Source organism: Pseudoduganella sp. LjRoot289 (assembly GCF_964252925.1).
Lineage (GTDB): Bacteria > Pseudomonadota > Gammaproteobacteria > Burkholderiales > Burkholderiaceae_D > Rugamonas.
On the sequence record NZ_CAXUPN020000001.1, the window covers coordinates 5,994,245 to 6,020,361 of the forward strand.

Below are 26,117 nucleotides of genomic sequence, written 5' to 3' on the forward strand. Positions count from 1 at the left end.
CGCGGCTGCGGCAGCCCTAGAAGAACTCGGCGGTGTCGTTGGATTCAACGACCTGCAGCAGGCCGCCGGACACCAGCTCGTCGTAGTGGCAGACCTGGTTGCGGCCGTGGCTCTTGGCATAGTACAGCGCCTGGTCGGCCTGGCCGAGGATGATCACCGGCGCCTGGTAGGCGCTGATGCTGACGTAGCCTATGCTCACCGTCACCCGGCCCACCTGCGGGAACTCGTGCGTTTCCACGTTGCTGCGGAAGCGGTCGATGATGCGGTGCGCGTTCTCTTGCGACGTCGAGCGCAGCAGCACGACGAACTCCTCGCCGCCGAAACGGAACACGCGGTCCTGCGCGCGGAACGAGGAGGTCAGCAGGTTGGCGATCAGGATCAATACTTCGTCGCCGTACAGGTGGCCGAATTTGTCGTTGACGAGCTTGAAGTGGTCGACGTCGACCACCGCCAGCCATTGCTTTTCCTCGCAGTTGTGCTGGCGCCGCTCCTCCTCGCCCGGCGGCAGCGCCATGGCGTCCTGCTCGGCGGTGCTGGCCTGCAGCATCTTGGCTAGCTGGTCGTCGAAGGTCTTGCGGTTGAGCAGGCCGGTCAGCGAGTCGCGCTCGCTGTAGTCCAGCAGGTTCTGGAAGTTTCGGTACACGCTGACGATGCCGGCCACGATGTGGATGGTTTCGCTGTTGTACGGCGTGGGATTGATGATTTCCAGGCAGGTGTTGGCCTTGTCGCCCAGCCAGATCGGCAGCCACAGCGTGTGCTGGCCGCTGGCGTCGACGTGGTCGGCGCTAGGCTCGTGGCGCGCGATGCAGTCGGCCAACGCCGGGAAGTTGCTGATCGGGTCGCCGGCGCAGGATGGATCGGCGTGTTCTTCCATGCGTGCCGGGCTGCCAGAGACGATGATGGCGCGCGGACGCACGAAAATCTGGCCGCGTACGGCGGTCAAGGTCAGGACGCGGGTTTGCCACGCGCCAGCCAATTCCTGTACGGCGGAGATCACAGAGACGTCGAGCATCGTGTGATCGCGGTGGCCAGTCATGTCCACCATGTGTTTCAGTAGGGAATCCATGGTCGTTATCTGATCACACACCCATTGCTGCAAGCTTCATACCGGAAAGCCCATCATAGCGAGTTTTGCTGCGGCTGCAAGGCTCACAATGCTTACAAGCACGAGGCCTTTCCAAAAGACAGCTAAGCAGAATAATCCCTTTTTGTATTATAGGCAATTCATGGCTGCGAAAATTCTGCTAAAACGCCACGATTTTACCCCCCATTGACGAGCGGAAGCGTTCCGCAGGGCGCGCGGCTGCGAAAACTTTGATTTAAAACAGTTTCGTTCACGCCACAGTCGCGCCCGCCGTTCCGGGAAAAAGATTCCGTGTGGAAAACTTGTGCTCAATCAACGTCCAAAAATCCAGCGCGGATATAGTGATTTCAATGGTGCGCCGTGCTGCAGACCGGCCGCGCCAGGGTGCAGTTTTGTTTCCTTTTCAAGGAGTACATCATGAACAGCTTCATGCAGGCAGCCCGTCATTTCGCGCAGGACGAGGACGGTATTACAGCGATCGAGTATGGCTTGATCGCGGCGCTGATGGCGGCGGCGGTGGCGACCGCCTTCGGCTCCCTCGGTGACGCGCTGAAGGATGCCTTCGACGTCATCGTCGCGAAAATGAGCGCGGCCGCCCCATCGCCGTGACAGGCAGCGGCGCGCCGGGGCCGTACGCCCGGCGCGTTTTTTCGGCGGGGGATGCCATGTTCACTGCAATCGAAGTCCTTTTACTGTGGCTGGTGCTGCAGGCGGCCGTCACCGACCTCGCACTGCGCAAGATACCCAATGCCCTCGTGCTGAGCGGCCTGCTGCTGGCGCTGGTGCTGCGCGGCCTGGCCGGGCCGCTGCAGGCGATGCTGTCGTCCTGGCTGGCTGGCATGCTGGCCGGATTTTTCCTGTTTCTGCCGCTCTACCTGCTGCGCGGCATGGCGGCGGGCGACGTCAAGCTGATGGCCATGGTGGGCGCCTTCGTGGGCCCGGCCCAGGCGCTGGACATCGCCCTGCTCAGCTTTGCCGCCGGCGGCGTGCTCGGGCTGGTGCTGATGGCGGCCGGAGGGCAGTTGCGGCGCGGCCTGGCCAACCTGGCCGCGCTGCTCCACCCCTTGCTGCTGCGGCTGGCCGGCGTGCCGCTGATGCCGGTACCGCTGCGCCCGGGCCAAAGCGTGGGCGGCATGCCCTACGGCGTGGCGGTGGCGCTCGGCACGCTGGGCGTGGTGCTGTCGCCGCATTGCCACGCGGCAGTCTAAGGTCTTGTCGCACGTCAATATCCTACCGGCAAGGCATTGCTAGTATCGCCCTCACCGCAACACTCTTCAGGAGAACAGCATGATGGATGTCGCCACCGTATTGCCCGCCAGCCGCCACGAGGAAGAGGAGCGCGGCGCGCTGCTGCCGCCGCAACCGAAAAGCGTGCGCGAAACCGGCCTGGAGCTGCAACTGATCGTGGAGCTGATCGCCAAGGCCATCTACCTGGCCGGCCGCACCCACCTTCCCATCCTGGCCACGCGGCTGCGGCTGTCGATCAACGTGCTGCGCGAGGCGCTGGAGTTCATGGTGGCCGAGCAGCTGACCGAGGTGGCCTGGCGCGGCGACGCCGACATCGACGTGCAATACCAGCTGACCGGCGCCGGCATGCTGCGCGCCGCCGCCTGGCTGGAGCGCTCGCCCTACCAGGGGCCGGCGCCGGTGACGCTGGAGGCCTACCGCGCGCTGGCGGCGCGCCAGTCGGCCCAGCTGGGCGCGCCCAGCGCCGAGGACGTGGAGGCGGTGTTCGGCGAGGCCGGGCTGGAGCCGGCGGTGCGCAACCTGATCGGCGCGGCCATGCACGCGGGCCGCTCGATGTTCCTGTACGGCCCGCCGGGCAGCGGCAAGAGCACGCTGGCGCGCAAGCTGGGCCGGCTGCTGCAGGGCACGGTGCTGGTGCCGCACGCGGTGGCGGTCGGACAGGAGATCATCCAGCTGTACGATCCGGCCGTGCACTTGCCGCCGACCGTGCCGGCGGGCGCCGCCGGGCGATCGCCGCTGGAGCGGCGCAGCACGGACGCGCGCTGGGTGCTGTGCCAGCGCCCCGTGGTGCAGCTGGGCGCCGAACTGGACGAGGACGTGCTGGACCTGCGCCACGACGCCTTTTCCGGCTGCTACCAGGCGCCGCCGCATTGCAAGGCCAACCACGGCCTGTTCATCGTCGACGACCTGGGGCGCCAGCGGGTGGCCGCCGCGCAGCTGTTGAACCGCTTCATCCAGCCGCTGGACGCAGGCCAGGACCAGCTGTCGCTGCAGGGTGGTTACAAGTTCGCCATGCCCTTCGCGGCCATGCTGGTGTTCGCCACCAACCTGGCGCCGCAGCCGCTGCTGGACGGCTCGGCGCTGCGCCGCCTCGGCTACAAAATCCACGTCGGCGCGCTGAGCGAGGCCAGCTACCGCGTGCTGTTCCGCCAGCAGTGCCGCGCGGCGGGCGTGGCGCTCGACGATGCCGGCCTGCGCTACCTGATCGAAGAACTGCACCGGGGCAGCGGCCAGCCGCTGCTGGCCAGCTATCCGCGCGAGATCCTGGGCCGCATCGCCGACTTTGCCGGCTATGCGGGCCAGGCACCGCGCCTGACGGTGGCGGCGCTGGACCAGGCCTGGTCCAGCATGTTCGCCGCCTGCGCGCCGGCCGTGCTGGAGGAAGCCGACGAGGCCTTGCAGCGGGCGAGGGCGGCATGAAAAACCGGCGCGCTTACCTGATGCTGGCGCTGGCCGTGGCGCTGGGCCTGGGCGCGGTGCTGCTGGCCTCGCGCTGGCTGTTGCGGCAAACGCCCAGCGCGGCCGGCCGCATCGTGGTCGCCGCCGCCGACGTCAACCTGGGCCAGCGCCTGGGTCCGGACATGTTCAAGCTGGCCGAGTGGCCGGCCGATGCGCTGCCGCCGGGCGCGCTGCGCGATCCGGCCAAGCTGAACGGACGGGTGCTGAAGACCAGCGTGCTGCGCGGCGAGCCGCTGAGCGAAGCCAAGCTGGCGCCGGCAGGCACGCTGGGCGGGCTGTCGGCCCTGATCGCCGAGGGCAAGCGCGCCATCACGGTGCGCGTCAACGACGTGGTGGGCGTGGCCGGCTTCGCCCTGCCGGGCAACTTCGTCGACATCATCGTCCACACCCAGGCCGGCGAGGGCCAGCAGCGCGAGCGCGACATCTCGAAGATCGTGCTCGAGCGCATCCTGGTGCTGGCGGTGGCGCAGGAAGTGAGCCGCGACGACACCAAGCCGCGCGTGGTCAACGCGGTGACGCTGGAGGTGACGCCGGAGCAGGCCGAGCACCTGGACCTGGCGCGCAGCGTGGGCACGCTGTCGCTGGCGCTGCGCAACCAGGTCGATCCCAAGCCGGGCGTGACCGGCGGCGCCACCAAGGGCACGCTGCTGGGCCTCCACCCGGCCGCGTCCGCCGAGCCCGCCGCCGTGCAAGCGCCGCCGCCGGCGGCGCGGATCCAGGTGGCGGCCGCGCCCGCGCCGCCGCGCCATTGCATCGGCGTCATCAATGGCCTGCGCAGCAGCCAGGAATGCTTGTGAGGAGGCCGCCATGAAGACGCTGATGATGCTTGCCTGGCTGGCGCCCGCTGCCTTGCCCTTGCATGCTGCCGCCGTGCGCCCTGCGCAAGCTGGCCCCGCCGCAACCGCAACCGCAACCGCAACCGCAACCGCAACCGCTGCCAGCGCCGTCGCCACCGCGGTTCGCGGTGCCGCTGCAGCGCAGCCGGGTGCTCCCTCGGCCGTCTTCGCTGCAGCTCCCGCCGCCGCCCCAACGGCAGCCTTTGCCCGCGCCGGCTCCGCGCCCGCACCGGTGCCAGCCGCCCGGCCGGCCGCCGCCGGCGGGGCGCCGCACTGTTCCGGTGAAACGCCGGCGCAGCACAGCATGGCGCTGCAGCCTGGCAAGGCCACCCTGCTGCGCCTGCCGGAGGCAGTGGCCAGCCGCAGCCTCGGCAACCCGTCCGTGGCCCAGGCCATGCTGGTGGCGCCGGACACGCTGTACCTGGCCGGCATCGACATCGGCAGCACCAATATGATTGTGCAGGGCAAGAGCGGCACCTGCACCCTGGTCGACATCCTGGTCGGCATGGACGCGGCCGGGCTGCAAGCCAGCCTGGCGCAGCTGATGCCGGACGAAAAGAACGTGCGCGTCACGGCGGCGGCCGACGCGCTGGTGCTGAGCGGCACCGTGGAGGACGGCGCCACGCTGATGAACGTGCTGGAACTGGCGCACGCCTATGTGCGGCGCCCGGTGCAGCCGCTGGCCGGGGCGCGGCCGCAGGACGAGAAGGGGACCGGCGCGCCCACTGCCGCCACGCCCTCCGGCGCGGTGCCGGCAGTGGCCGGCTTGAGCCTGAGCCGCGTGATCAATCTGCTGTCCGTGACGGCGCCGCAGCAAGTCATGCTGGAGGTGAAGATCGCCGAAGTGTCCAAGACCCTGCTCGACAGGCTGGAGGCCGGCGTCATGCTGCACTACGCGGGCGGCGGCTGGGCCGCGACCTTGCTGTCGAACTTCCTGACCGGCGTGGCGGGCGGCGGCATCGATGTCGCCAAGGGTAAGAACAACGTGCGGCTGGACGCCGAGCGCAAGGACAGCCTGGTGCGCATCCTGGCCGAGCCGACCGTGATGGCGATCAGCGGGCAGGAGGGCAGTTTCCTGGCCGGCGGCAAGATCTTCATTCCGGTGGCGCAGGACGACCGCAAGGTCACGCTGGAGGAAAAGGAATTCGGCGTCGGCCTGCGCTTCACGCCCACGGTGCTGGTTGGCGGGCGCATCAACCTGAAGGTGGCGCCGGAGGTGTCCGAACTGTCGCGCGAGGGCGTGGGCATCTCGGCCACAGGCTTCGGCGGCACGGCGGTACTTCCGCTGATCACCACGCGCCGCGCCACCACCACGGTGCAGCTGTACGACGGCCAGAGCTTCGCCATCGGCGGGCTGATACGCAACACGCAGAACACCAACGTCAAGGGCCTGCCCTTGCTGGGCGAGCTGCCCATCCTGGGCGCGCTGTTCCGCAGTACCGACTTCCAGCACGACCGCAGCGAGCTGCTGTTCGTGATCACGGCCCACCTGGTCAAGCCGCTGCCGCCCGGCCAGGCGCTGCCCACCGGCGCCATGGCGGCGCCTGGCCGGCGCGAACTTTTTATGGGCGCAAGCCCGCAAGGAGACATTCCATGACGCCATGCCTACCCGCAGCGCGCTTTAGCCGCACTGCCGCCATCGCGTGCTGTCTGCTGCTGCCGGCCTGCGCGTCCCAGGCGCCCGCGCCGGCGGTGCCGCCGGCTGCGCCTGTCCCGGCTTTCGGCGCCGCCACCCGTGCCGTGCTGGCGCAGCAGATCGCCGATCCAGACGCCGCCAGCCGGACGCGCAACCCGGCGGCGGCCGGCATGGACGGCCGCGCCGCCGGCCAGGCGCAGGGGCGCTACCAGAAGAGCTTCACGGAGCCGCCGGCCCAGCAGAGCAGCTTCACCATCGGCGTGAGCGGCGGAAAATGAAGCGCCCGCCTGCCATGGCCAGCCCCCGCCGCCGTGCCGCGCCGCCGCGCCGCCCGCAGCGCCATGGCCCCCGCTGGGGCAGGCAGGGCGGCATGCTGACCTATCTGTTCGCGCTGATGCTGCCGGTGGTGCTGTGCATGGCCGGCATGGCGCTGGACCTGGCGCTGCTCTGCCAGCGCCGCGTGCAACTGCAGAACCTGGCCGACAGCGCCGCGCTGGCGGCCGCCCGCTCGCTGAACGGCACGGCGGCCGGGGTGAACGCCGCCGCCCTGCAGGCCTCGACCATCGCCACCGAACAGAAATTCGCCGGCGTCCGGGCGCAGTGGTCGTCCGCCGCGCTGACCTTCAGCGACGACTCGGACCGGCCGCAAGCGGACTGGGTGAGCCAGGCGGCGGCGGCGGCGGCCCCGGCGCAAATACGCTACGCCAAGGTCGACACCACGCAGCTGCCGGACGAGCGTGGCACGTTGAGCCGCACGCTGTCGGGTGTGATGGGGGAGGGGCCGCTGCTGGTGGCGGGCCGCGCCGTGGCCGGACGGTCCAGGCTGCCGGTCACGCCATTGGCCATCTGCGCGATGGGGGCCGCCAACGCCCAGCGCGTCAATCCCGGCGGCCAGGCCGAGGGCGTGCCCTATGGCTTCAGATATGGCGTTTCCTACAATCTGCTCGACCTGAATCCGGCGCTGGGCGCTGCCGTGGGCGAGTATTTCCTGGTCGACCCCATCCAGCCGGCCGGCGCCGCGCAAGCCGCCATCCAGGACCAGACCGCCGACAGCGTATTGGCGCCGTATCTCTGCAGCGGCAGCGTGCAGCTCGAGCGCGTCACCGGCGCCACGCTCCGGCTGCGCCGTCCACCCGCCTTCAATCTGAGCCAGCAGCTCAACTCCCGCTTCGACGACTACGGCACCGGCGCGCAGGCCTGCACGCCGGCCGGGGCGCCGCCGGACACCAATATCAGCCAGTACGCCGGCGCCGCCGCCACCTGGATGACGCCGGTGCCCGCTGGCGCCAGCGCTGCGGCGGGAACGCAGGGTGCCACTCTGCCCCGCAATACCTGGGCCGACCGCGTCAACGCGCCGGCCAACACCGCCTACGGCCCGCTGTGGTCCTTCGGCCCGGCGAAGCAGCCGGGCGGCGCCAGCATCAACCGCAGCCAGTGGCCCTTCCTGTATCCGGTCAGCGCCGGTGGCGCGCCCGCCGTTTCCGCCACCTACACCACGCATGCGTATTCCTACGGCAGCGGCGCCTACTTCCAGGCGCCGGGCCATCCCGGCGTCGCGCAGCGGCGCATATTGAATATTCCGCTGCTGCAATGCCCGGTGGCGGCCGGTGTGCTGACCCAGGCAACGGTGCTGGCGGTGGCGCGCTTCTTCATGGTGGCGAAGGCCGACGGCGCCGGCGTCAGCGCCGAATTCGCGGGCGTGCTCAATGAGCGCGGCCTGCAAGGCGTTGTGGAGCTGTACCAATGAAGGCGCCATGGCGGCGGCGCGCGCGGGGCTCGGCGGTCGTGGAGCTGGCGCTGGTCGTGCTGTTCCTGGTGCCGGTCGCGGCCTGCCTGGTGCTGCTGGGCCGCTTGCAACACCGCGCCTCGGGCCTGGAACGGGCCGGCTACGAGGCGGCGCGCTACCTGGCGTCCGTGCCGCGGGCGCAGATGTCCACCGATGCGGGCTTCCAGCTGGCGTCGGCGACGGCGCGCGCCATCGCCGACGCCAGCTTGGCCGCCGCCGGCCAGCCGCCGCTGGAGCAGGATGGCTTCGACGTCGACTGCTCGATCAGCTGCGGCGACTCGGTCTTGCCCCAAATGATCACCGTGGAGCTGGACGTGGACGTGGCGATGGATGGCTGGGACTTGCTGAGCCGGTCGCTGCTCAGCCAGCAAAGCCGGGAACTGCACGTCACCGTCACGATGCGCTATGAAAACTGAACGCGCCCGCAACACCGGCTCGGTGGTGGTCGAACTGGCCATGACCCTGCCGTTCTTCCTGCTGTTCATGTACGGCGTGCTGGAGTGCGCCCGCCTGATGTATTTGTGGAACACGCTGCAGGACAGCGCGCGGGTGGCCGCGCGCGCCGCCGCCATCGCCGATTTCTCCGACCCGGCGGCGCAGGCGGCGCTGCGCAAGCGCGCGCTGTTCCGCGACACGGCCGGCGCGCTGCCGCTGGGCGAGCCTATCGATGGCAGCTACCTGCGCATCGAGTACCTGTGGCAGGACGCGGCCGGCGCGCTGTCGCCGATACCGGCCGCCAGCATGCCGGCCAGCCCGGCGCAAAACCTGTTCAACTGCACGCAGGACCCGAACAGTGCCGGCTGCATCCGCTTCGTGCGCGCCAGCATCTGCCAGCCGGCGCAGCAGGACCGCTGCGCGCCGGTGCCGGTGCAGCCGCTGCTTCCGCTGGCGCCGCTGGACTGGGCCGGCCTGGCCTTGCCGACATCCACCAGCCTGGCGCGCGCCGAAGCGCTGGGCTACCGGGCAGGCGCTCCGCTGCCATGAGCCTGCGCCCCTACTTGTAAAGGAAAGCACATGAAAGCCTTGATGATCAGCCGGGACAATCTGCTGTACGCGGAGATCGCCGCCCAGGGGGCGGCGCGCATGCCTGCGGTGCAATTGGTGGCCTCGCGCCAGGGGCTGCGCGAGGCGGTCGAGCGCCTGCTGCCGGAGCCGCCCGAACTGGTGATCTTCGACGCCAGCGACGTCGCGCCGGAGGAGGCGGAGCTGGTCGAGCGGCTCGGCAAGCACTATCCGCGCGCCTCCTACATGCTGCTCACGCGCGAGCCGCAGCAGGACCTCCTGATCCGCGCCATGCGCGCCGGCATGCGCGAGGTGCTGCCGCTGCCGCTGGTGCACCGCGCCTTCCACGAGGCGATGGACCGGATCGAGATCGAGACCGGGGTCACGCATATGCGCGACGGCAAGGCGCTGGCCTTCATCTCCTGCAAGGGCGGCAGCGGCGCCACCTTCCTGGCCACCAACTTCGGCTATGCGCTGGCCGTGCTGGCCGAGCGCAAGGTGCTGCTGATCGACCTGCACGGCCAGTTCGGCGACGCCACGCTGTACGTGTCGGACCAGAAGCCGGCCATGACGCTGTCCGACATCTGCGCCCAGATCTCGCGCATGGACGGCGCCTTCCTCGATTCCTGCCTGGTGCACGTGACGCCCAACTTCGGCGTGCTGGCGGCGGCCGACGATCCGCACCAGGCGCTGGAGATGAAGCCGGACCACATGGACGCCATCCTGCGCGTGGCGCGCCAGCACTACGACTACATCGTGCTTGACGTGGGCCGCCAGATCGACGCCATCTCGCTGCGCGCGCTGGACCATGCGGACGCCATCTACCCGGTGCTGCAGCTGGCGTTGCCCGACATCCGCGATGGCCGCCGCCTGCTCGACATCTTCCGTTCGCTGGGCTATCCGGGCGAGCGGGTGCGGCTGATCGTCAACCGCTACGAGCGCGGCGGCAAGCTGCGCCTGGCCGACCTGGAGCAGGCGCTGGGCGCGGAGGTGATGCACACGGTGCCCAACGACTACCTGTCGGCGACCGACTCGGTGAACCAGGGCGTGCCGCTGCTGCAGCTGTCGCGCAGCAGCGCCGTGGCGCGCAGCCTGGCCGACCTGGTGGAGCTGGTGACGGCGCGCCGGGTCCCGGAAAGCAAGGGCTTGTTCGACCGCCTGTTCGGCCGCCACGACGCCGAGCTGTAAGGTCCAACCGGGAGAACGAGATGAGTTTGCGCGAACGCCTGGCCGGCGGCGAGGAAAACCGGGGCAGCGTCCATGGGGCGGGACTGCAGGCCGGGCTGCAAGGCGGGCTGCCCGATTCGGCCTACCAGGAACTGCGGAAAACCATGCATCAGACGATACTGGACCGCATCGACCTGGAGCGCCTGAAGCGGCTGACCCAGGAGCAGTTCAAGCACGAGCTGGCGCTGCTGGTGCAGCGCGTGATCGAGGACGAGCGCATCGTGCTGAACCAGCAGGAGCGGCACCGCCTGGTGCTCGACATCCAGCACGAGATGCTCGGCTTCGGGCCGCTCGAGCCGCTGCTGGCCGACGCCGGCGTGTCCGACATCCTGGTCAACACCCACAACAAGGTCTACGTCGAGCGCGGCGGCCGGCTGGAACTGACCACCGTGGTGTTCCACGACAACGCCCACCTGATGAAGATCATCGAGAAGATCGTCTCGCGCGTGGGCCGCCGCATCGACGAATCGAGCCCGATGGTGGACGCGCGCCTGCCGGACGGCTCGCGCGTGAACGCCATCATCCCGCCGCTGGCGATCGACGGGCCGATGCTGTCGATCCGCCGCTTCGCCGTGCAGCCGCTGACGGTGGCCAAGCTGCTGGCCTACAAGAGCCTGACGCCGCCCATGGTGCAGGTGCTCGAGGCGCTGGGCCAGGCCAAGGTCAACATCCTGATCTCGGGCGGCACCGGCAGCGGCAAGACCACCTTGCTCAATGTGCTCTCCGGCTTCATCCCGGGCAGCGAGCGCATCGTCACCATCGAGGACGCGGCCGAGCTGCAGCTGCGCCAGCCGCACGTGGTGCGGCTCGAAACGCGCCCGCCCAACATCGAGGGCAAGGGCGAGGTGACGCAGCGCGCGCTGGTGCGCAACGCGCTGCGCATGCGCCCTGACCGCATCATCCTGGGCGAGGTGCGCGGCGCCGAGGCGGTCGACATGCTGCAGGCCATGAACACGGGTCACGAGGGCTCGCTCGCCACCATCCACTCCAACGCGCCGCGCGACGCCTTGTCGCGGCTGGAGAACATGGTCGGCATGGCCGGGCTGACCCTGACCCCGCGCGCCGCGCGCCAGCAGATCTGCTCTGCCGTCACGGTGGTGATGCAGGTGTCGCGCCTGACCGACGGCGCCCGCAAGCTGGTCAGCCTGCAGGAGATCACGGGCATGGAGGGCGACATGATCGCCATGCACGAGATCTTCCGCTACGAGCAGACCGGGGTCGATGCGGAAGGCAAGGTGCAGGGCCAGTTCCGTGCCACCGGCGTGCGGCCGCGTTTCGCCGACCGCTTGCGCATGTTCGGCGCGGCGGTGCCGGACAGCGCCTTCGATCCGGACAAGATTTACGAATGATTTTTCTGAAGCGCGGGAGGATAGGGAGGATATGATGGACCTGGTGTTTATTGCGTTCGCGGTGCTGCTGTTCGCCGCCGTGATTTTGCTGATCGAGGGCGCCTGGCTGTGGTGGTCGGGCACCCATGGCGGCGGCGCGCAGCGCATCGCGCGCCGGCTGCAACTGATGGCCGCGCGCGGCGAGGGCCAGGATGGCGCCGCGCCGCGCGTGACCATCCTCAAGCAGCGCCGCTACAGCGCCTCGCCCTGGCTGGAGCAGCAGTTGCGGCGGCTGCCGCAGCTGGCGGCGCTGGACCGGATGCTATTGCAGTCCGGTCTGGGCTGGAGCGTGGCCCGGCTGCTCGGGCTGCAGGGGGCGCTGCTGCTGGCGGGCCTGGCCGGGCCGGCGCTGGCCGGCCTGCCCCGGCCGGCGCAGCTGTTGCTGCCGGCGGCCGCGTTGCTGGGCCCCGGCCTGCTGCTGCTGAGGGCACGCGCTGCGCGCCTGGCAAGGCTGCAGGAGCAGTTGCCGGAGGCGGCCGATTTCCTCAGCCGCGCGCTGCGCGCAGGGCATTCGTTCGCCAACGTGCTGCACATGGTGGGCAATGAAATGCCCGAACCGATAGGCAGCGAATTCCGCTTCGCCTACGAGGAGATCAACTACGGCGTGCCGATGAACGAAGCCTTGCACAACCTGGGCGCGCGCATCCCGCTGACCGATTTGCGCTACCTGGTGATCGCTGTGCTGATCCAGCGCGAATCGGGCGGAAACCTGGCCGAGCTGCTGGGCAATATCGCGCGCATGGTGCGCGCCCGCTTGCGCCTGGCGGCGCAGATCCGCGCGCTGTCGGCCGAAGGCCGCATGTCGGCCTGGATCCTGGGCCTGCTGCCGCTGGTGGTGATGGCGCTGCTGTCGGTCACCAGCCACAAATACATCAGCGTGCTGTGGACCGACCCGGCCGGCGTGCAGTTGCTGTGGTACGCGGCAGCGGCCATGCTGGGCGGCCTGCTGTGGATGCGCCAGCTGATACGGATCCGCATATGAGCGGCGCCCACATCCTGTTCCTGCTGGTGGTGTTCGCCGTGGCGGCCCTGGTGGCGCTGGCGGCCATGCTGCTGTTCGCGCCCGGCGCGCTGCGCCAGCGCCTGGCCGCGCACGCGCTGCCGCAGGACGCGGCCGGCGCCGAGGCCGGCTGGACCGAGCGCATGGCCAAGGTGGCGCTGCCCTTCACGCGGCTGTCGCTGCCGGAGGATGGCTGGGAGCGTTCCGCGCTGCGCACCCGCTTCATGACGGCCGGTTGGCGTCATCCGTCGGCGCCGACCTTGTATTTCGCCGCCAAGACCTTGCTGGCGCTGCTGCTGCCGGCCTTGGGCGGGCTGCTGGCGGTGGCGCTGGGCAGCGGCCTGCAGGGCCGGTCCGGCGCGGGACGCGGCTGGCTGTATTTGCTGCTGGCGGTGGCTGCGCTGGGCTACTACTTGCCGAACGCGCTGCTGGCGCGCACCGCCGCCGCGCGTCAGCGGGACGTGTTCGAGCACCTGCCGGACGCGCTGGACCTGCTGACGGTGTGCGTGGAGGCGGGCCTGAGCCTGGAGCGCGCGCTGGCCAAGGTGGCGGCCGAGGTGCACCTGAAAAGCGTGGTGCTGGCGCAGGAGCTGCAACTGGTGCTGATGGAGATGCGGGCCGGCTTCAGCAAGGAGAAGGCCTTGCGCAACCTGGCGCTGCGCAGCGGCGTGGAGGATGTGGACACCCTGGTGGCGATGCTGATCCAGTCGGAGCGCTTCGGCACCAGCATGGGCGATTCACTGCGGGTGCACGCCGACAACCTGCGCAGCAAGCGCAGCATGCTGGCCGAGGAGGCGGCCGCCAAGATCGGCCTGAAGCTGCTGTTTCCGCTGATCTTCTGCATCTTCCCGACGCTGATGCTGGTGCTGCTGGGGCCGGCCGCGCTGCAGATGTTCAAGGTGCTGCTGCCGGCCCTGCAGGCGCACTAGGGGAGGCCGCGGCTCAGTTCCAGGCCACGCTGCCCAGGCCGCGCGAGCTGCCGCTGCGGTTGGCCGGCTTGCCGTACACGGTGGCCGAGCCCAGGCCGCTCAGGCGCATATTGGCCGAGGTCCTGGCGTAGACGGTGGCGCCGCCCAGGCCGCTCAAGTCCACGTCCACGCTGTCGGCCTGAAGCTTCTGCGCGTCCAGGCTGCCGATGCCGCCCAGTTTCGCGTTCAGGCTTTTGCTCTGGCCGCTGATCACGATCTGGCCGGCGCCGCGCAGGTCCAGGCCGACGCTGTCGGCGTCGGTGGCGCTCAGGTTCATGCTGCCCACGCCGCTCAGTTTCGCGTTCACGGTGCGGTAGCGCGAATTGACGTGGACCGAGCCGGCGCCTTCCAGCGCAAGGCGTACTTCGTCGCCGTTGAAGCCGCTCACGTCGGTCGAGCCGACGCCGGCCGACACCAGTTCGCGCAGATTCGGCAGCGTCAGCACCGCGCTCAGTTGCGGGCTCTGGATGTGCATGCCGCGCAGTTCCGTGCCGATGCGCAGCGTGTCGCCGTTCTGCACCACGGTGATCTTCTGCAGGTAGCGCTTGTCGCCCGAGAGCACCAGCGAGGCGGTTGCGCCCTGTTTCACCTTCAGGTCGATCACGCCATCGAGCATCACCTTCACGGCGCGCGCATCGATGCTGCGGCTTTCGCTGGCCATGTCCTGCGCGATCGCCGCGCCATGCGCCGCGTACAGGGTGACTGCCATCATCGTTGCGCTGATAAAGTTGTTCATTGCGTGCTCCGTGGGTGTGGCGTGGAAAGGTGCGGGGATTACTTGGCGAGCGCGGCTTTTTCAGCTGCGCTCAGCCTTTTAGCGGTGATCGTCACGACCTGCATGGCCGGTGCGCCGGCCTTGGCGGCGACGGTGGTGTAGGTCTTGACGGTGGTCGCTTCTGCGACGGAGATGGAGGGAACTGCGGCGACGGCCATGCTTGCTGCGCCGGCCAGTACCACGGCGGCGATGAAGACGGCTTCCATGTTTTTAGCGATGTTCATGATGGGGCTCCTTGTGTTTAGTTGCTTGCGTTGAGTGAACTATAGACAAGGGCCCCGCGCCGCTCCACCGGTGTGCGACGAAATGCGGATTTGGCGACCTGAAATGCGTTTAAGACCGCATGAGTGCTGCGGCTACCGCCTCTCCCATCTCGGTGGTGCTGGCGGTGCCGCCCATGTCCGGCGTGCGCGGCCCTTCCACCAGCACGTGCTCGATCGCGGCCATGATGGCGTCGTGCGCGGCCTGGTAGCGGGCGTCGCCGTTGCCGAGGAATTGCAGCATCAGCGCGCCGGACCAGATCATGGCCACCGGGTTGGCGATGTTCTTGCCGTAGATGTCGGGTGCCGAACCGTGCACCGGCTCGAACAGCGAGGGGAAGATCCGTTCGGGGTTCAGGTTGGCCGACGGCGCGATGCCGATGGTGCCGGTGCAGGCGGGGCCCAGGTCGGACAGGATGTCGCCGAACAGGTTGGAGGCCACCACCACGTCGAAGCGCTCGGGGCTGAGCACGAAGCGCGCCGCCAGGATGTCGACGTGGTACTGGTCCCAGCGTACCTCGGGATAGCCGCCCGCCATGGCCTTCACGCGCTCGTCCCAGTAGGGCATGCTGATGGCGATGCCGTTCGACTTGGTGGCCGAGGTCAGGTGTTTTTTCGGCCGGCTCTGCGCCAGCTCGAAGGCGTATTTAAGGATGCGGTCCACGCCCTTGCGGGTGAACACGGACTCCTGCAGCACCACTTCGCGCTCGGTGCCTTCGAACAGGCGGCCTCCGACGGCCGAATACTCGCCCTCGGTGTTCTCGCGCACTACGAAGAAATCGATGTCGCCGGCCTGCTTGTTGGCCAGCGGGCAGGGCACGCCCGGCATCAGGCGCACCGGGCGCAGGTTCACGTACTGGTCGAATTCGCGGCGGAACTTGATCAGCGAACCCCACAGGGAGACGTGGTCGGGCACCGTGTCCGGCCAGCCGGCGGCGCCGAAGAAGATGGCGTCGAAGCCTTTCAACTGCTCGAACCAGTCGTCCGGCATCATTTTGCCGTGCTGGACGTAGTAGTCGCAATGGGCCCAGTCGAAGGTGGTGAATTCCAGCGGCAGCCGGTGCTGCTGCGCGGCGGCCTGGACGGCGCGCAAGCCCTCCGGCATGACTTCCTTGCCGATGCCGTCGCCGGCGATGACTGCGATGCGGTGCGTTTTCATAGAGTCTCCTTGGGTTGTCTTGGGCAATGGCTCCAGCATAACGTTAATCAACAAAGCTATAATCGGCTGATCTGTAATTCCGGCATGCACGTTTCGTGAATAATCATCGAGAGTAATCATGGAAGACAAACAACCCCTGCTGGCCGACCTGCGCCTGTATTGCACGCTGGTGCGCGCGCGCGGCTTTGCCGCCGCCGCGCGCGCGCTGGGCGTGTCGAACGCCTATGTCAGCAAGCGCATCGCGCTGCTGGAGCAGTCGCTGCAGGTCAAGCTGCTGCACCGGACCACGCGCAGCGTGACGGTGACCGAGCAGGGCGGCGTGGTGCACCAGTGGGCGCTGCGGATACTGGAGGACGTGGACCAGATGCGGGAGGCGGTGTCGAGCGAACAGAGCGCGCCCAGCGGGCTGCTGCGCATCTGCACCAGCTCGGGCTTCGGCCGCAACCGGGTGGCGCCGGCCTTGTCGGCGCTGGCGCTGCGCTACCCGGCGCTGGACGTCCAGCTGGAGCTGCTGGACCGGCCGGTGGACTTGATCGGCGAAGGCTTCCACCTCGACATCCGGGTCGGCGCGGCGCACGAGCCGCATTTGATGTCGCGCCGCATCGCCGCCAACGAGCGCGTGCTGTGCGCGGCGCCGGCCTATCTGGCGCAGCACGGCGCGCCGGCCAGCCTGGCGGACCTGGCGCGGCACCGCTGCATCGTGATCCGCGAGCGCAACCAGGACTTCGGGCGCTGGGCGCTGCAGGGGCCGGGCGGGATGGAGACGGTGAAGGTGGCGGGGCCGCTGTCGGCCAACAACGGCGAGATCGTGCACCAGTGGGCGCTGGACGGCCATGGCATCATTCTGCGTTCGATCTGGGACGTGGGGCCGGCCCTGGAGCAGGGCCGGCTGGTGCGCGTGCTGCCGGCCTACGCGCAGCCGGCCGACGTGTGGGCCGTGTATTCGTCGCGCCTGTCGACCTCGGCCAAGGTGCGCGTCTGCGTCGAATTCATCGAAGCCAGTCTGGCTGATCGTCCGGCTGGCCCATGCTGTGCGCCGGACGTGCTGCGGCCGCGACTGTAAAGAATCCCGACACGCTCAAGCCGCCGCTTCGTCCTCGTCCACGCGCGCCGCGCGCATCCAGGACACCAGCGGGTAGGCGTCCTTCATGCCGTTGGCGATCAAAGGCAGCAGCAGTTCCGGCTTGTTCAGGTCGAGCTCGATCTCGGTCCAGACGAAGAAGCTCTTCAGCTTGATGAACTCGATGTGCTCGTGGCCGGCGTCGTAGCCCTTGGGCGGGCGCACCAGCTTGCCCTCGTCCTGGATGGTGCCGTAGCGCGCCTTCAGCGCCTTGTTCTTGAGCACCCTGGAAAAACCGGCCGCGTCCTCGACCATGTGCTTGCGCAGCGCCTTGGTGCGCTCCGGCGGCGGCATGTATTCGCCGGCGCCGAACAGCAGCCGGCCTTCGCCGTCGAGCTGGAAGTAATAGGTCGGTCCGCCGGCCTTGGACGGCCGGCGCAGGTCGTTGGGCGCGATGGCGGCCGAGAAGCGCGTCTTGTAGGGGCTCTTGTCGTGGGCGAAGCGCACGTCGCGGTTGATGCGGAACATGGCTTTCTTCGGATTGCAGAACTTGACCGCCGGGTCGAACTTGCCCAGCTCGGCTATCAGCTGGGTCACCACTTCCAGGAATTCCTCGCGCAGGATGTCGTAGCGCGGTTTGTTCATGATGAACCAGGGGCGGTTGTTGTTGTCGGCCAGTTCGGTCAGGTAGTTCTTCAGGTCGCGCAGGTGCATGTCGGGTCGGGATAGATTAGCGGGTGATGGGGCGCTTGCCCACGGTAATGGCAAGGTCCGTCTCGCGGCTCTTGCGCAGCACCCGCATTGTAGCTTTTCCGCCCGGCGTCAGCTGGGCGATCAGGTTGAGCATGTCGTTGGTGTCGTTGACGGCCTTGCCCTCCACCGACAGCAGGATGTCGCCCGGCTTCATGCCGCCCTTGTCGGCCGGGCCGTTGCGCACCACGCCGGCGATGATGGCGCCGCTTTGCACCTTGAGGCCGAAGCTGTCGGCCAGTTCCGGCGTGATTTCCTGCGATTCCACGCCTATCCAGCCGCGCACCACGTGGCCGGAGGAGATGATGGAGTCCATCACCGTTTTCGCGGTGGAGACCGGGATCGCAAAGCCGATGCCGACCGAGCCGCCGCTCTGCGAGTAGATGGCCGAGTTGATGCCCAGCAGGTTGCCGCTGGTGTCGATCAGCGCGCCGCCCGAGTTGCCGAAATTGATGGCGGCGTCGGTCTGGATGAAGTTCTCGAAGTTGTTGATGTGCAGATTATTGCGGCCCAGCGCGGAAATGATGCCCATGGTGACGGTCTGGCCCACGCCGAAGGGGTTGCCGATGGCCAGCACCACGTCGCCCACCTTGGCCTGCTCGGCCTGGCCGAGCACGATCACCGGCAGCTTGTCGAGCGCGATCTTGATGACCGCCAGGTCGGTTTCCGGGTCGGTGCCGACCACCTTGGCGGCCGCCTTGCGGCCGTCGGCCAGCACCACCTGGATCTCGTCGGCGGCGTCCACCACGTGGTTGTTGGTCAGGATGTAGCCCTGCGCGCTGACGATGACGCCCGAGCCCAGGCTGGACTGTTCGTCCTCGTCGCCGTCACGGTCGCGGTCGCCGAAGAATTTCTTGAAGAAGGGGTCGCGCGTGAGCGGATGCTGGCGGCGCGGCGCCTTGCTCGTCAGCACATTGACCACGGCCGGCATCGCCTGCGCGGCCGCCGTGCGGTAGGAGCCGGGGGAGGGCGGGCCGCCGCTGTCGCTGCGCAGCAGCGCGCTGCGGCTGCCGCCGGAAGCCGGCGCGTGCGCCCCCGGCCAGGAAGGCAGGTCCGGCCGCATGGCGCTGTAGACGAAATACAGCGCCAGGACCACGGTCACCGCCTGTGCAAACAATAACCATAGTCGTCGCATGATACCGTCCTCGGGAGTGCCTTCGGACGGCTTGCGCGCCGTCCCGGCTTATTTTTTCAGCGCGTCGCGGATCTCGCGCAGCAGCAGAATGTCTTCCGCCGTCGGCGCCGCCGCCGCGGCCGGAGCCGGCTCGGCCTTGCGCGCCTTCTGCAGGATGCGCACCATCTGGAAGATGATGAACGCCAGTATGACGAAGTTTAACAGGATGGTCAGGAAGTTACCGTACGCCAGCACGGCGCCCAGCTTTTTCGCCTCCGCCAGGCTCAGGGAGGTGGCCTGGCCGTTCAGCGGCACGTAGTAGTTGGCGAAATCGAGCCCGCCGATCAGTTTGCCGATCGGCGGCATGATGATGTCCTGCACCAGTGAATCGACGATCTTGCTGAAGGCCGCGCCGACGATCACGCCGACCGCCAGGTCGACCACGTTGCCCTTCATGGCGAAGTCTTTAAACTCTTGCATCATTGCCATCATGCTCTCCTTGCTATGTTGTATGGCTGATCATAGCGTGTTTTTTAGCAACTGGTCGATAGTCTGCGGCGATCAAGATGGGGATGAATTTAGACAAATACAACGTTTCGCTTTAAAACGTTTTGGTGTTCACCTATAATCCAAGGTCGCTGGAAGCTCTGTTAACGCATAATAACTATTTCGCAATTTGATGATTGGGGTTTGGTATGAGTAACGATAAGCAGGTCGATTCTGGCCGTCGTGGCTTGATCGCCGCCACGTGCGCGGCGGGTGGCGTAGTAGGACTGGCCACCGCAGGCGCTTTAGTTAGCACCTTCCAGCCGTCCGAGCGCGCTAAAGCCGCCGGCGCACCTGTGGAAGTGGACATTTCCACGCTGCAGCCGGGCGAAATGCGCACCGTCGAGTGGCGCGGCAAGCCAGTCTGGATCCTCAAGCGCACGCCGGAAATGGTCGCCTCGCTGTCCAAGACCGACGGCAAAGTCGCCGACGCCGACTCCAAGCGCAACCCGGACGAATACACCCCCGAATACTGCCGCAACAAGAACCGCTCGATCAAACCCGAAATCCTGGTCGCCGTGGGCATCTGCACCCACCTCGGCTGCTCGCCATCGTCGAAATTCACCCCGGGACCGCAGCCTTCGCTGCCGGACGACTGGGAAGGCGGCTTCCTGTGCCCATGCCACGGCTCGACCTTCGACATGGCCGGCCGCGTCTACAAGAACAAGCCTGCGCCGGACAACCTCCAGGTTCCACGCCATATGTACTTGGGCGACAACAAGCTGGTGATCGGCAAAGACGAGAAAGGCGAGGCATAAACCATGGCTGCTTTTAAAGAGACGAAACTGCCGGCCAACGCGCCGGTCGCGCAAAAAGCGCTGGGCTGGGTCGACGACCGCTTCCCGCTGACCAAGTTGTGGAACGACCAGTGGGGCAAGTACTACGCCCCGAAAAACTTCAATTTCTGGTACATCTTCGGCTCGCTGGCCATGCTGGTGCTGGTGCTGCAGATCGTCACCGGCATCTTCCTGACCATGCACTACAAGCCGGACGCCAACCTGGCCTTCGGCTCGGTGGAATACATCATGCGCGAAGTGCCGTGGGGCTGGCTGGTGCGCTATATGCACTCGACCGGCGCCTCCGCCTTCTTCATCATCGTCTACCTGCACATGACGCGCGGCCTCCTGTACGGTTCCTACCGCAAGCCGCGTGAACTGATCTGGCTGTTCGGTTTCGCCATCTTCCTGTGCCTGATGGCCGAAGCCTTCTTCGGCTACCTGCTGCCATGGGGCCAGATGTCGTACTGGGGCGCCCAGGTGATCGTCAACCTGTTCGGCGCCATCCCGCTGATCGGCCCCGACCTATCGCTGTGGATACGCGGCGACTACGTGGTGTCCGACGCCACCCTGAACCGCTTCTTCGCCTTCCACGTGATCGCCATCCCGCTGGTCCTGCTGGGCCTGGTTGCCGCCCACCTGATCGCGCTGCACGAAGTGGGCTCGTCGAATCCGGACGGCATCGAAGTCAAGGAGAACCTGGGCCCGGACGGCCATCCGCTGGACTCGATCCCTTCGCACCCCTACTACACCGTGCACGACCTGTTCGGCGTGTCGGTCTTCCTGCTGATCTTCTCGACCGTGGTGTTCTTCGCCCCGGAAATGGGCGGCTACTTCCTGGAATACAATAACTTCCTGCCGGGCGACTCGCTGAAGACCCCGCTGCACATCGCGCCGACCTGGTACTTCACGCCGTTCTACTCGGTGCTGCGCGCCACCACCGCCGACTTCATGTGGGTGCTGATGGTTGCCGTGGCCGCCTACGTCGCCTTCCTGTGGCTCAAGTCGCGCCTGTCCTTCGTGGTCAAGGCCGCCATCGCCGTGATCGCACTGGTGGCCATCGTCGGCATGCTGCCGTCGGTGCTGGACGCGAAATTCTGGGGCGTGGTGTTCTTCGGCGGTTCCGTCGTGATCCTGGCCTTCCTGCCTTGGCTGGACCACTCGCCGGTGAAATCGATCCGCTACCGTCCGGACTGGCACAAATACGTATACGCCGTGTTCGGCCTGTCCTTCGTCGCCCTGGGCTACCTGGGCACGCAGCCGCCGAGCACCATCGGCACCATCGTGTCGCAAGTGTGCACGCTGTACTACTTCTTCTTCTTCCTGCTGATGCCGTGGTGGAGCGCGATGGGCCAGTTCAAACCTGTGCCTTCCCGCGTGACTTTCCATCCGCATTGAAACGCCGACCACAGCTCAAAAGGACAAGAATATGAATTTTGCAAAGAAACTGCTCGCGATCCTGGCCTTGCTGCCGGGCTTGGCCCTGGCCAGCGAAGGCGGCCACCCGCTGGACAAGGCGCCGGACCGTTCCACCAACCTGGCCGCGCTGCAAAATGGCGCCAAGTTGTTTGTGAACTACTGCCTGAACTGCCATAATGCGTCCTCGATGCGTTACAACCGCCTGAAGGACCTGGGGCTGACCGAAGAACAGATCAAGGGCAACCTGCTGTTCACCGGCGAAAAAGTGGGCGAAATGATGACCACTTCCATGCCAGCCAAGGATGCCAAGGCCTGGTTCGGCGTGGTGCCGCCGGACCTGTCGGTGATCTCGCGCGCGAAAGCCGGCCCCGGCGGCACCGGCGGCGACTATCTGTACACCTATCTGCGCACCTTCTACAAGGATGACACCCGCCCGACCGGCTGGAACAACCTGATCGTGCCCAATGTCGCCATGCCGCATGTGCTGTACGAGCTGCAAGGCGTACAATCGGTGAAGATGGCGGAAGAAAAAGACCCGCACGATCCTGCCAAGACCGTGCACAAGTTCGTCGGCTTCGAGCAGGTCAAGCCTGGCACCATGAACAAGCTGCAGTTCGACACCGCGGTGGCGGACCTGGTCGGCTACATGGAATGGATGGCCGAGCCTGCCCAGCAAACCCGCAAGCGCCTCGGCGTGTGGGTGGTGCTGTTCCTGACGGTGTTCGCGCTGCTGGCCTGGCGATTGAACGCATCGTACTGGAAGGAAGTCAAATAAGTGAGCATGCCGGCCCCGTGGCCGGCGTGTGTATTTTGCGCCGCCCGCGTGGCGGGCGCGTCCTGGGGTGAGCCGTTCGCGGCTGCATCCCATTTTGTTTCTAAGGAACTACAAAAATGATGGTTCTCTATTCGGGCACGACTTGCCCATTTTCCCAACGCTGCCGCCTGGTCCTGTTTGAAAAAGGCATGGACTTCGAAGTGCGCGACGTCGACCTGTTCAACAAGCCGGAAGACATTTCGACCATGAACCCGTACGGCCAGGTGCCCATCCTGGTCGAGCGCGAACTGATCCTGTACGAATCGAACATCATCAACGAGTACATCGACGAGCGCTTCCCGCACCCGCAGCTGATGCCGGCCGATCCGCTGATGCGCGCGCGTGCCCGCCTGATGCTGTTCAACTTCGAAAAAGAGCTGTTCGTCCACGTGCACACGCTGGAAAGCGAACGCGCCAAGGCCAACGACAAGAGCCACGACAAGGCCCGCGCCGAAATCCGCGACCGCCTGACCACGCTGGCCCCGCTGTTCCTGAAGAACAAATACATGCTGGGCGACGAGTTCTCCATGCTGGACGTGGCCGTTGCGCCGCTGCTGTGGCGCCTGGACCATTACGGCATCGAGCTGTCGAAGACCGCCGCGCCGCTGATGAAATACGCCGAGCGCATCTTCTCGCGCCCGGCCTACATCGAAGCGCTGACGCCTTCCGAGAAAGTCATGCGCCGTTGATCATGTCCGAGATTTCCACCAAGCCCTACATGCTGCGCGCCATTTACGAATGGTGCACCGACAGCGGCTACACGCCCTACCTTGCGGTCAAGGTCGACGCCTCCACCACGGTGCCGATGGAATACGTCAAGAAGGGCGAGATCGTGCTCAACATCAGCTTCGGCGCCACCTCCGGGCTGAAGATGGACAATGACAGCATCCGCTTCCACGCCCGCTTCGGCGGCGTGTCGCGCGAGATCTACGTGCCGGTCAACAACGTGATGGCCATCTACGCCAACGAAAACGGCCAGGGCATGGCGTTCGAACCGCAACTGGGCGGCTACGACGGCGGGCAGGACGCCGCGCCATCGGCGCCGGCCTCGCCGGTGTCCAGCGTGCCCACGCTGGCCCCGGTGCCGACGCCGGCGCCGCCGGCCAGGCCGCTGGAAACAGCGGACCAGGACGGCCCCGACGACGGCGGCGAACCGCCCAAAAAAGGCGGCGGACGTCCCACCCTCACGCGTATCAAATAGCGTATAATCTTCGCGCAACGCCGACTTAGCTCATTTGGTAGAGCAGTTGATTTGTAATCATCAGGTGGCCAGTTCGAAACCGGCAGTCGGCACCAGATACGAAAAAAGCCCAGCCTCCATGGCTGGGCTTTTTGCTTTTGTGCTTGAGTTGATCGGAACGCCTTTGATATCCCTCAAGCCGCAGCTACGGGCAGCCTCGGGCGTTCGCCGGGGATGGTATCTTCAGCCATGTCCGGTAAAAAAATCGTCGATGACACCTACCGAATTTCCGACAAGCGCGGCGGGGGCATTCTGCGCCGCGAGGTCTGGGTAAACGACAGCGGCGGGGTTACGCGCTACAATCTAGCGTACATCAACCACTGCTTGTTTCAGCGTGATAATGGCCGCGTGGTTGGCTATGACAATGCTCATGACAGTCATCATCGGCATTATTTTGGCGTAGTCGAACCCATTGATTTCGTGTCTTTTGAAGATGTGGAGGAGCGTTTCCAACGCGACTGGACCGCCTTGCAGGAGTGCAAATGAACACACTAATCGTCAAAACCAGTGATGAGGTTGAATTTTTCGCGCGCGGGCGCGTGTTCGCGCGCATGGCCGATCAGCGGCGCACGCTGCCGGAGGAAAGCGTCGTCAGCTTTTGCGATCCCGCTGAGCTTGGCGGACTGTTGACTCCCTTTCGGCTAGCGCTCCTGGGCAGCATCGAGCGCGAGCCTGGATCGATCGCGGACCTTTCGGAACGCTTGGCCCGTAGCCGCAGCGCCGTCCGGCGCGACGTGGACGAACTTGCCAATGCGGGTTTGCTCACGTTCGAATCCCGTGGTTTTCCTGGCGAACGGGTCCGCTTGCCCGCGCAAAGGCTCAGGCTGGAGGCCTTGCCAGCCTGATATGCCCTTGAATGCAAAAGCCCAGCCTGCATGGCTGGGCTTTTTGCATTCAGGGGCTTGAACTTCTTCGCCGGATACTGTATTTTGATGCAATATTGACAATTTTCGACAGACGAGGAACAGCATGGCCCGCTCCGCACCCGACTATCCGAAATCCGGCGACTGGGACGAGTTCGAGCGCTTGTGCAGGGCGCTGCTGTCCGAGGTGCGCGGCGTGAAGTTCCAGCGCTGGGGCGACCAGGACCACCGCCAGGACGGCGCGGACGCCTGGGCCATGCTGGACAACGGCCAGGCGCTGGTGTTGCAGTGCAAGGGGCGCAGCCGCAGTTTCGGCAAGTCGCTCAGCCTGGCCAATGTGGACGCGGCGGTGCGCGAAATCGACACCTTCCCGCATCCGGTCGAAGAATTGATCATCCTGACCACCACGCCGGACAGCGTCAACCTGCACAGCCACGCCACGCGCCTGAGCAGGCAGCGCGCCGCGCTGGGCCAGTCGCGCGTGTCCATCCAGGGCTGGAACAGCATCTGCACCCAGATCGAGCAGCACAAGCCCATTCGCAAAGCTTATTTCCGGCCCTGGCTGCTGCGCCGCCCGTGGTGGCAGTGGCTGCTGCTGGCCATCGCCGCGGCCGTGTTCGCGCTGGCCTGGCTGGCCGTCAAGTCGGTTTGATCGGCAAGCTGGCCTCGCCGCGCGGATCGCGCGCCAGCAATTGCGCCACCAAAGCCTGCGGCTGGTCGCCGTCGAACAGCACGCCGGCCACCGCGTTGGTGATCGGCATGTCCACGCCCAGCCGGGCGGCCAGTTCGCGCACCGCTTTCGCGCAAGGGACGCCCTCGGCTACATGGCCCAGTTCGGCGACGATGGTGGTCAGCGCCTTGCCCTGCGCCAGGGCGAGGCCGACGCGCCGGTTGCGCGACAGGTCGCCGGTACAGGTGAGGATCAGGTCACCCATGCCGGTCAGGCCCATGAAGGTTTCCACGTGACCGCCCAGCGCCGTGCCGAGGCGGGTGATTTCGGCCAGGCCGCGCGTGATCAGCGCGGCGCGCGCGTTCAGGCCCAAGCCCAGGCCGTCGGCCACGCCGGTGGCGATGGCCAGCACGTTCTTGACCGCACCGCCCACTTCCACGCCGACCAGGTCGGCGCTGGAATAGACCCGCACGTTGCCGCCATGCATAACCGAGACCACGCAGTCGCGCAGCGCGGCGGAGTGGGAGGCGATGGTCAGCGCGCACGGCAGGCCGCGCGCCACTTCCTGCGCGAACGAGGGCCCCGACAGGGCGCCGCTGGCGACGCTGTCGCCCAGCACCTGCTGCATGATCTGGTGCGGCAGCAGGCCGGTGCCGTACTCGAAGCCTTTGCACAGCCACACAATGTTGGGGATGGTGTAATGCTTCAACTGTTCCAGCAGCGGGCGCAGGCCGGCCACCGGGCAGGCCGCGATCAGCAGGCCGTCCTGGCCGGCCGCGTTGGTCGCGGCGTGGGCCACGGTGGCGTCGAAATCGGTCGCGATGCGCAAACCGGGCGGGAAGGGGTGGCCCGGCAGATAGTGCAGGTTGTCGCGCGCTGCCGCCATTTCTTGCATGGCGGCAGTGTTGCGCCCCCACAACAGCACGTCGTGGCGGGCCGCCAGCGCCATGGCCACGGCGGTGCCCCAGGCGCCCGCGCCGAGCACGCTGATCCGGCGCGCGCCGGCGGGAGTAGTCTTGTCTTGCATGGCCGCCTTAG

At 67.0% G+C, this 26,117-nt stretch carries 30 protein-coding genes and 1 tRNA gene; 23 read left to right on the forward strand and 8 right to left on the reverse strand.

Features of this window, described 5'->3' with window-relative positions; translation table 11 throughout:
- Positions 1–16: 16 nt before the first annotated feature.
- A complete protein-coding gene (locus tag ACSQ8Y_RS25750; RefSeq protein WP_436269247.1) occupies positions 17–1,066 on the reverse strand; it encodes a GGDEF domain-containing protein in 1,050 nt (349 codons plus the stop codon).
- Positions 1,067–1,501: 435 nt separating this feature from the next.
- Between ACSQ8Y_RS25750 and ACSQ8Y_RS25755 the strand changes: the two genes are divergently transcribed.
- The 13 genes from ACSQ8Y_RS25755 to ACSQ8Y_RS25815 all read left to right on the forward strand — a co-directional run bounded on the left by ACSQ8Y_RS25755 (position 1,502) and on the right by ACSQ8Y_RS25815 (position 13,594).
- Complete coding sequence (locus ACSQ8Y_RS25755; protein WP_436269248.1) at positions 1,502–1,693, forward strand: Flp family type IVb pilin; 192 nt, start codon at positions 1,502–1,504, stop codon at positions 1,691–1,693.
- A gap of 56 nt (positions 1,694–1,749) precedes the next feature.
- Positions 1,750–2,292, forward strand: coding sequence for an A24 family peptidase (locus ACSQ8Y_RS25760; protein ID WP_436269249.1), 543 nt, complete (start codon positions 1,750–1,752; stop codon positions 2,290–2,292).
- Between the two features lie 79 nt (positions 2,293–2,371).
- Entirely contained in the window at positions 2,372–3,751 is a 1,380-nt protein-coding gene (locus ACSQ8Y_RS25765; RefSeq protein ID WP_436269250.1) for an AAA family ATPase, read from the forward strand.
- On the forward strand, positions 3,748–4,587 hold the full coding sequence (gene cpaB / locus ACSQ8Y_RS25770; RefSeq protein ID WP_436269251.1) for a Flp pilus assembly protein CpaB: 840 nt from the start codon (positions 3,748–3,750) through the stop codon (positions 4,585–4,587). The genes ACSQ8Y_RS25765 and cpaB overlap by 4 nt, the downstream gene beginning before the upstream one ends.
- 10 nt (positions 4,588–4,597) lie before the next feature.
- Positions 4,598–6,223 (forward strand): type II and III secretion system protein family protein, encoded by a 1,626-nt coding sequence (locus ACSQ8Y_RS25775; protein ID WP_436269252.1) that lies wholly within the window; start codon positions 4,598–4,600, stop codon positions 6,221–6,223.
- On the forward strand, positions 6,220–6,540 hold the full coding sequence (locus ACSQ8Y_RS25780; protein ID WP_436269253.1) for a hypothetical protein: 321 nt from the start codon (positions 6,220–6,222) through the stop codon (positions 6,538–6,540). The genes ACSQ8Y_RS25775 and ACSQ8Y_RS25780 overlap by 4 nt, the downstream gene beginning before the upstream one ends.
- Positions 6,537–8,009: a pilus assembly protein TadG-related protein gene (locus tag ACSQ8Y_RS25785; protein ID WP_436269254.1), complete on the forward strand. Its 1,473-nt coding sequence runs from the start codon at positions 6,537–6,539 to the stop codon at positions 8,007–8,009. Before ACSQ8Y_RS25780 ends, ACSQ8Y_RS25785 begins: the two co-directional genes overlap by 4 nt.
- Entirely contained in the window at positions 8,006–8,464 is a 459-nt protein-coding gene (locus ACSQ8Y_RS25790; protein ID WP_436269255.1) for a TadE/TadG family type IV pilus assembly protein, read from the forward strand. The genes ACSQ8Y_RS25785 and ACSQ8Y_RS25790 overlap by 4 nt, the downstream gene beginning before the upstream one ends.
- Complete coding sequence (locus ACSQ8Y_RS25795) at positions 8,454–9,032, forward strand: TadE family protein (protein WP_436269256.1); 579 nt, start codon at positions 8,454–8,456, stop codon at positions 9,030–9,032. The genes ACSQ8Y_RS25790 and ACSQ8Y_RS25795 overlap by 11 nt, the downstream gene beginning before the upstream one ends.
- Before the next feature lie 30 nt (positions 9,033–9,062).
- Positions 9,063–10,238 carry an AAA family ATPase gene (locus ACSQ8Y_RS25800; RefSeq protein WP_436269257.1) on the forward strand — a complete coding sequence of 392 codons (1,176 nt, stop codon included), beginning with the start codon at positions 9,063–9,065 and terminating at the stop codon, positions 10,236–10,238.
- Positions 10,239–10,258: 20 nt separating this feature from the next.
- Positions 10,259–11,626 (forward strand): CpaF family protein, encoded by a 1,368-nt coding sequence (locus ACSQ8Y_RS25805; protein ID WP_436269258.1) that lies wholly within the window; start codon positions 10,259–10,261, stop codon positions 11,624–11,626.
- 34 nt (positions 11,627–11,660) lie between these two features.
- Entirely contained in the window at positions 11,661–12,647 is a 987-nt protein-coding gene (locus ACSQ8Y_RS25810; RefSeq protein ID WP_436269912.1) for a type II secretion system F family protein, read from the forward strand.
- Positions 12,644–13,594: a type II secretion system F family protein gene (locus ACSQ8Y_RS25815; protein WP_436269259.1), complete on the forward strand. Its 951-nt coding sequence runs from the start codon at positions 12,644–12,646 to the stop codon at positions 13,592–13,594. The genes ACSQ8Y_RS25810 and ACSQ8Y_RS25815 overlap by 4 nt, the downstream gene beginning before the upstream one ends.
- Before the next feature lie 13 nt (positions 13,595–13,607).
- Here ACSQ8Y_RS25815 and ACSQ8Y_RS25820 read toward each other — a convergent pair whose 3' ends face one another.
- The 3 genes from ACSQ8Y_RS25820 to ACSQ8Y_RS25830 all read right to left on the reverse strand — a co-directional run bounded on the left by ACSQ8Y_RS25820 (position 13,608) and on the right by ACSQ8Y_RS25830 (position 15,827).
- Entirely contained in the window at positions 13,608–14,369 is a 762-nt protein-coding gene (locus tag ACSQ8Y_RS25820) for a GIN domain-containing protein (RefSeq protein WP_436269260.1), read from the reverse strand.
- A 38-nt stretch (positions 14,370–14,407) separates the two neighbouring features.
- A complete protein-coding gene (locus ACSQ8Y_RS25825; RefSeq protein WP_436269261.1) occupies positions 14,408–14,632 on the reverse strand; it encodes a hypothetical protein in 225 nt (74 codons plus the stop codon).
- A gap of 109 nt (positions 14,633–14,741) precedes the next feature.
- Positions 14,742–15,827 carry a tartrate dehydrogenase gene (locus tag ACSQ8Y_RS25830; RefSeq protein ID WP_436269262.1) on the reverse strand — a complete coding sequence of 362 codons (1,086 nt, stop codon included), beginning with the start codon at positions 15,825–15,827 and terminating at the stop codon, positions 14,742–14,744.
- Positions 15,828–15,945: 118 nt separating this feature from the next.
- Between ACSQ8Y_RS25830 and ACSQ8Y_RS25835 the strand changes: the two genes are divergently transcribed.
- Complete coding sequence (locus ACSQ8Y_RS25835) at positions 15,946–16,890, forward strand: LysR family transcriptional regulator (RefSeq protein ID WP_436269263.1); 945 nt, start codon at positions 15,946–15,948, stop codon at positions 16,888–16,890.
- A gap of 15 nt (positions 16,891–16,905) precedes the next feature.
- Here the strand turns inward: ACSQ8Y_RS25835 and ACSQ8Y_RS25840 are convergent, their stop codons facing one another.
- The 3 genes from ACSQ8Y_RS25840 to mscL are packed head-to-tail and all read right to left on the reverse strand — an operon-like array spanning position 16,906 to position 19,240.
- On the reverse strand, positions 16,906–17,601 hold the full coding sequence (locus tag ACSQ8Y_RS25840; RefSeq protein ID WP_436269264.1) for a DUF2461 domain-containing protein: 696 nt from the start codon (positions 17,599–17,601) through the stop codon (positions 16,906–16,908).
- 16 nt (positions 17,602–17,617) lie between these two features.
- Entirely contained in the window at positions 17,618–18,772 is a 1,155-nt protein-coding gene (locus ACSQ8Y_RS25845) for a Do family serine endopeptidase (RefSeq protein ID WP_436269265.1), read from the reverse strand.
- Positions 18,773–18,820: 48 nt separating this feature from the next.
- On the reverse strand, positions 18,821–19,240 hold the full coding sequence (gene mscL / locus ACSQ8Y_RS25850; RefSeq protein ID WP_436269913.1) for a large conductance mechanosensitive channel protein MscL: 420 nt from the start codon (positions 19,238–19,240) through the stop codon (positions 18,821–18,823).
- 206 nt (positions 19,241–19,446) lie between these two features.
- Here mscL and petA point away from each other — a divergent pair, with 206 nt between their 5' ends.
- The 9 genes from petA to ACSQ8Y_RS25895 all read left to right on the forward strand — a co-directional run bounded on the left by petA (position 19,447) and on the right by ACSQ8Y_RS25895 (position 25,061).
- Entirely contained in the window at positions 19,447–20,055 is a 609-nt protein-coding gene (gene petA / locus ACSQ8Y_RS25855; RefSeq protein ID WP_436269266.1) for a ubiquinol-cytochrome c reductase iron-sulfur subunit, read from the forward strand.
- Positions 20,056–20,058: 3 nt separating this feature from the next.
- A complete protein-coding gene (locus ACSQ8Y_RS25860; RefSeq protein ID WP_436269267.1) occupies positions 20,059–21,471 on the forward strand; it encodes a cytochrome b in 1,413 nt (470 codons plus the stop codon).
- Between the two features lie 31 nt (positions 21,472–21,502).
- Positions 21,503–22,267 carry a cytochrome c1 gene (locus ACSQ8Y_RS25865; protein ID WP_436269268.1) on the forward strand — a complete coding sequence of 255 codons (765 nt, stop codon included), beginning with the start codon at positions 21,503–21,505 and terminating at the stop codon, positions 22,265–22,267.
- 116 nt (positions 22,268–22,383) lie between these two features.
- Positions 22,384–22,995, forward strand: a complete 612-nt coding sequence (locus ACSQ8Y_RS25870; protein ID WP_050409980.1) for a glutathione S-transferase N-terminal domain-containing protein — start codon at positions 22,384–22,386, stop codon at positions 22,993–22,995.
- Positions 22,996–22,997: 2 nt separating this feature from the next.
- Positions 22,998–23,507 carry a ClpXP protease specificity-enhancing factor gene (locus ACSQ8Y_RS25875; protein WP_436269269.1) on the forward strand — a complete coding sequence of 170 codons (510 nt, stop codon included), beginning with the start codon at positions 22,998–23,000 and terminating at the stop codon, positions 23,505–23,507.
- 19 nt (positions 23,508–23,526) lie between these two features.
- Positions 23,527–23,602: transfer RNA gene (locus tag ACSQ8Y_RS25880), tRNA-Thr, on the forward strand.
- 133 nt (positions 23,603–23,735) lie between these two features.
- Positions 23,736–24,032: a toxin-antitoxin system TumE family protein gene (locus ACSQ8Y_RS25885; protein ID WP_436269270.1), complete on the forward strand. Its 297-nt coding sequence runs from the start codon at positions 23,736–23,738 to the stop codon at positions 24,030–24,032.
- Entirely contained in the window at positions 24,029–24,391 is a 363-nt protein-coding gene (locus tag ACSQ8Y_RS25890) for an HVO_A0114 family putative DNA-binding protein (protein ID WP_436269271.1), read from the forward strand. Before ACSQ8Y_RS25885 ends, ACSQ8Y_RS25890 begins: the two co-directional genes overlap by 4 nt.
- Before the next feature lie 124 nt (positions 24,392–24,515).
- A complete protein-coding gene (locus ACSQ8Y_RS25895) occupies positions 24,516–25,061 on the forward strand; it encodes a hypothetical protein (protein ID WP_436269272.1) in 546 nt (181 codons plus the stop codon).
- Here the strand turns inward: ACSQ8Y_RS25895 and ACSQ8Y_RS25900 are convergent.
- Complete coding sequence (locus tag ACSQ8Y_RS25900) at positions 25,048–26,106, reverse strand: NAD(P)H-dependent glycerol-3-phosphate dehydrogenase (RefSeq protein ID WP_436269273.1); 1,059 nt, start codon at positions 26,104–26,106, stop codon at positions 25,048–25,050. The genes ACSQ8Y_RS25895 and ACSQ8Y_RS25900 overlap by 14 nt on opposite strands.
- Positions 26,107–26,117 lie beyond the last annotated feature (11 nt).

Bases quoted from the DNA above. Each gene is read 5' to 3' on its own strand.
- ACSQ8Y_RS25750 (WP_436269247.1), bottom strand. From the start codon at position 1,066: ATGGATTCCCTACTGAAACACATGGTGGACATGACTGGCCACCGCGAT.
- ACSQ8Y_RS25755 (WP_436269248.1), top strand. From the start codon at position 1,502: ATGAACAGCTTCATGCAGGCAGCCCGTCATTTCGCGCAGGACGAGGAC.
- ACSQ8Y_RS25760 (WP_436269249.1), top strand. From the start codon at position 1,750: ATGTTCACTGCAATCGAAGTCCTTTTACTGTGGCTGGTGCTGCAGGCG.
- ACSQ8Y_RS25765 (WP_436269250.1), top strand. From the start codon at position 2,372: ATGATGGATGTCGCCACCGTATTGCCCGCCAGCCGCCACGAGGAAGAG.
- cpaB (WP_436269251.1), top strand. From the start codon at position 3,748: ATGAAAAACCGGCGCGCTTACCTGATGCTGGCGCTGGCCGTGGCGCTG.
- ACSQ8Y_RS25775 (WP_436269252.1), top strand. From the start codon at position 4,598: ATGAAGACGCTGATGATGCTTGCCTGGCTGGCGCCCGCTGCCTTGCCC.
- ACSQ8Y_RS25780 (WP_436269253.1), top strand. From the start codon at position 6,220: ATGACGCCATGCCTACCCGCAGCGCGCTTTAGCCGCACTGCCGCCATC.
- ACSQ8Y_RS25785 (WP_436269254.1), top strand. From the start codon at position 6,537: ATGAAGCGCCCGCCTGCCATGGCCAGCCCCCGCCGCCGTGCCGCGCCG.
- ACSQ8Y_RS25790 (WP_436269255.1), top strand. From the start codon at position 8,006: ATGAAGGCGCCATGGCGGCGGCGCGCGCGGGGCTCGGCGGTCGTGGAG.
- ACSQ8Y_RS25795 (WP_436269256.1), top strand. From the start codon at position 8,454: ATGAAAACTGAACGCGCCCGCAACACCGGCTCGGTGGTGGTCGAACTG.
- ACSQ8Y_RS25800 (WP_436269257.1), top strand. From the start codon at position 9,063: ATGAAAGCCTTGATGATCAGCCGGGACAATCTGCTGTACGCGGAGATC.
- ACSQ8Y_RS25805 (WP_436269258.1), top strand. From the start codon at position 10,259: ATGAGTTTGCGCGAACGCCTGGCCGGCGGCGAGGAAAACCGGGGCAGC.
- ACSQ8Y_RS25810 (WP_436269912.1), top strand. From the start codon at position 11,661: ATGGACCTGGTGTTTATTGCGTTCGCGGTGCTGCTGTTCGCCGCCGTG.
- ACSQ8Y_RS25815 (WP_436269259.1), top strand. From the start codon at position 12,644: ATGAGCGGCGCCCACATCCTGTTCCTGCTGGTGGTGTTCGCCGTGGCG.
- ACSQ8Y_RS25820 (WP_436269260.1), bottom strand. From the start codon at position 14,369: ATGAACAACTTTATCAGCGCAACGATGATGGCAGTCACCCTGTACGCG.
- ACSQ8Y_RS25825 (WP_436269261.1), bottom strand. From the start codon at position 14,632: ATGAACATCGCTAAAAACATGGAAGCCGTCTTCATCGCCGCCGTGGTA.
- ACSQ8Y_RS25830 (WP_436269262.1), bottom strand. From the start codon at position 15,827: ATGAAAACGCACCGCATCGCAGTCATCGCCGGCGACGGCATCGGCAAG.
- ACSQ8Y_RS25835 (WP_436269263.1), top strand. From the start codon at position 15,946: ATGGAAGACAAACAACCCCTGCTGGCCGACCTGCGCCTGTATTGCACG.
- ACSQ8Y_RS25840 (WP_436269264.1), bottom strand. From the start codon at position 17,601: ATGCACCTGCGCGACCTGAAGAACTACCTGACCGAACTGGCCGACAAC.
- ACSQ8Y_RS25845 (WP_436269265.1), bottom strand. From the start codon at position 18,772: ATGCGACGACTATGGTTATTGTTTGCACAGGCGGTGACCGTGGTCCTG.
- mscL (WP_436269913.1), bottom strand. From the start codon at position 19,240: ATGGCAATGATGCAAGAGTTTAAAGACTTCGCCATGAAGGGCAACGTG.
- petA (WP_436269266.1), top strand. From the start codon at position 19,447: ATGAGTAACGATAAGCAGGTCGATTCTGGCCGTCGTGGCTTGATCGCC.
- ACSQ8Y_RS25860 (WP_436269267.1), top strand. From the start codon at position 20,059: ATGGCTGCTTTTAAAGAGACGAAACTGCCGGCCAACGCGCCGGTCGCG.
- ACSQ8Y_RS25865 (WP_436269268.1), top strand. From the start codon at position 21,503: ATGAATTTTGCAAAGAAACTGCTCGCGATCCTGGCCTTGCTGCCGGGC.
- ACSQ8Y_RS25870 (WP_050409980.1), top strand. From the start codon at position 22,384: ATGATGGTTCTCTATTCGGGCACGACTTGCCCATTTTCCCAACGCTGC.
- ACSQ8Y_RS25875 (WP_436269269.1), top strand. From the start codon at position 22,998: ATGTCCGAGATTTCCACCAAGCCCTACATGCTGCGCGCCATTTACGAA.
- ACSQ8Y_RS25885 (WP_436269270.1), top strand. From the start codon at position 23,736: ATGTCCGGTAAAAAAATCGTCGATGACACCTACCGAATTTCCGACAAG.
- ACSQ8Y_RS25890 (WP_436269271.1), top strand. From the start codon at position 24,029: ATGAACACACTAATCGTCAAAACCAGTGATGAGGTTGAATTTTTCGCG.
- ACSQ8Y_RS25895 (WP_436269272.1), top strand. From the start codon at position 24,516: ATGGCCCGCTCCGCACCCGACTATCCGAAATCCGGCGACTGGGACGAG.
- ACSQ8Y_RS25900 (WP_436269273.1), bottom strand. From the start codon at position 26,106: ATGCAAGACAAGACTACTCCCGCCGGCGCGCGCCGGATCAGCGTGCTC.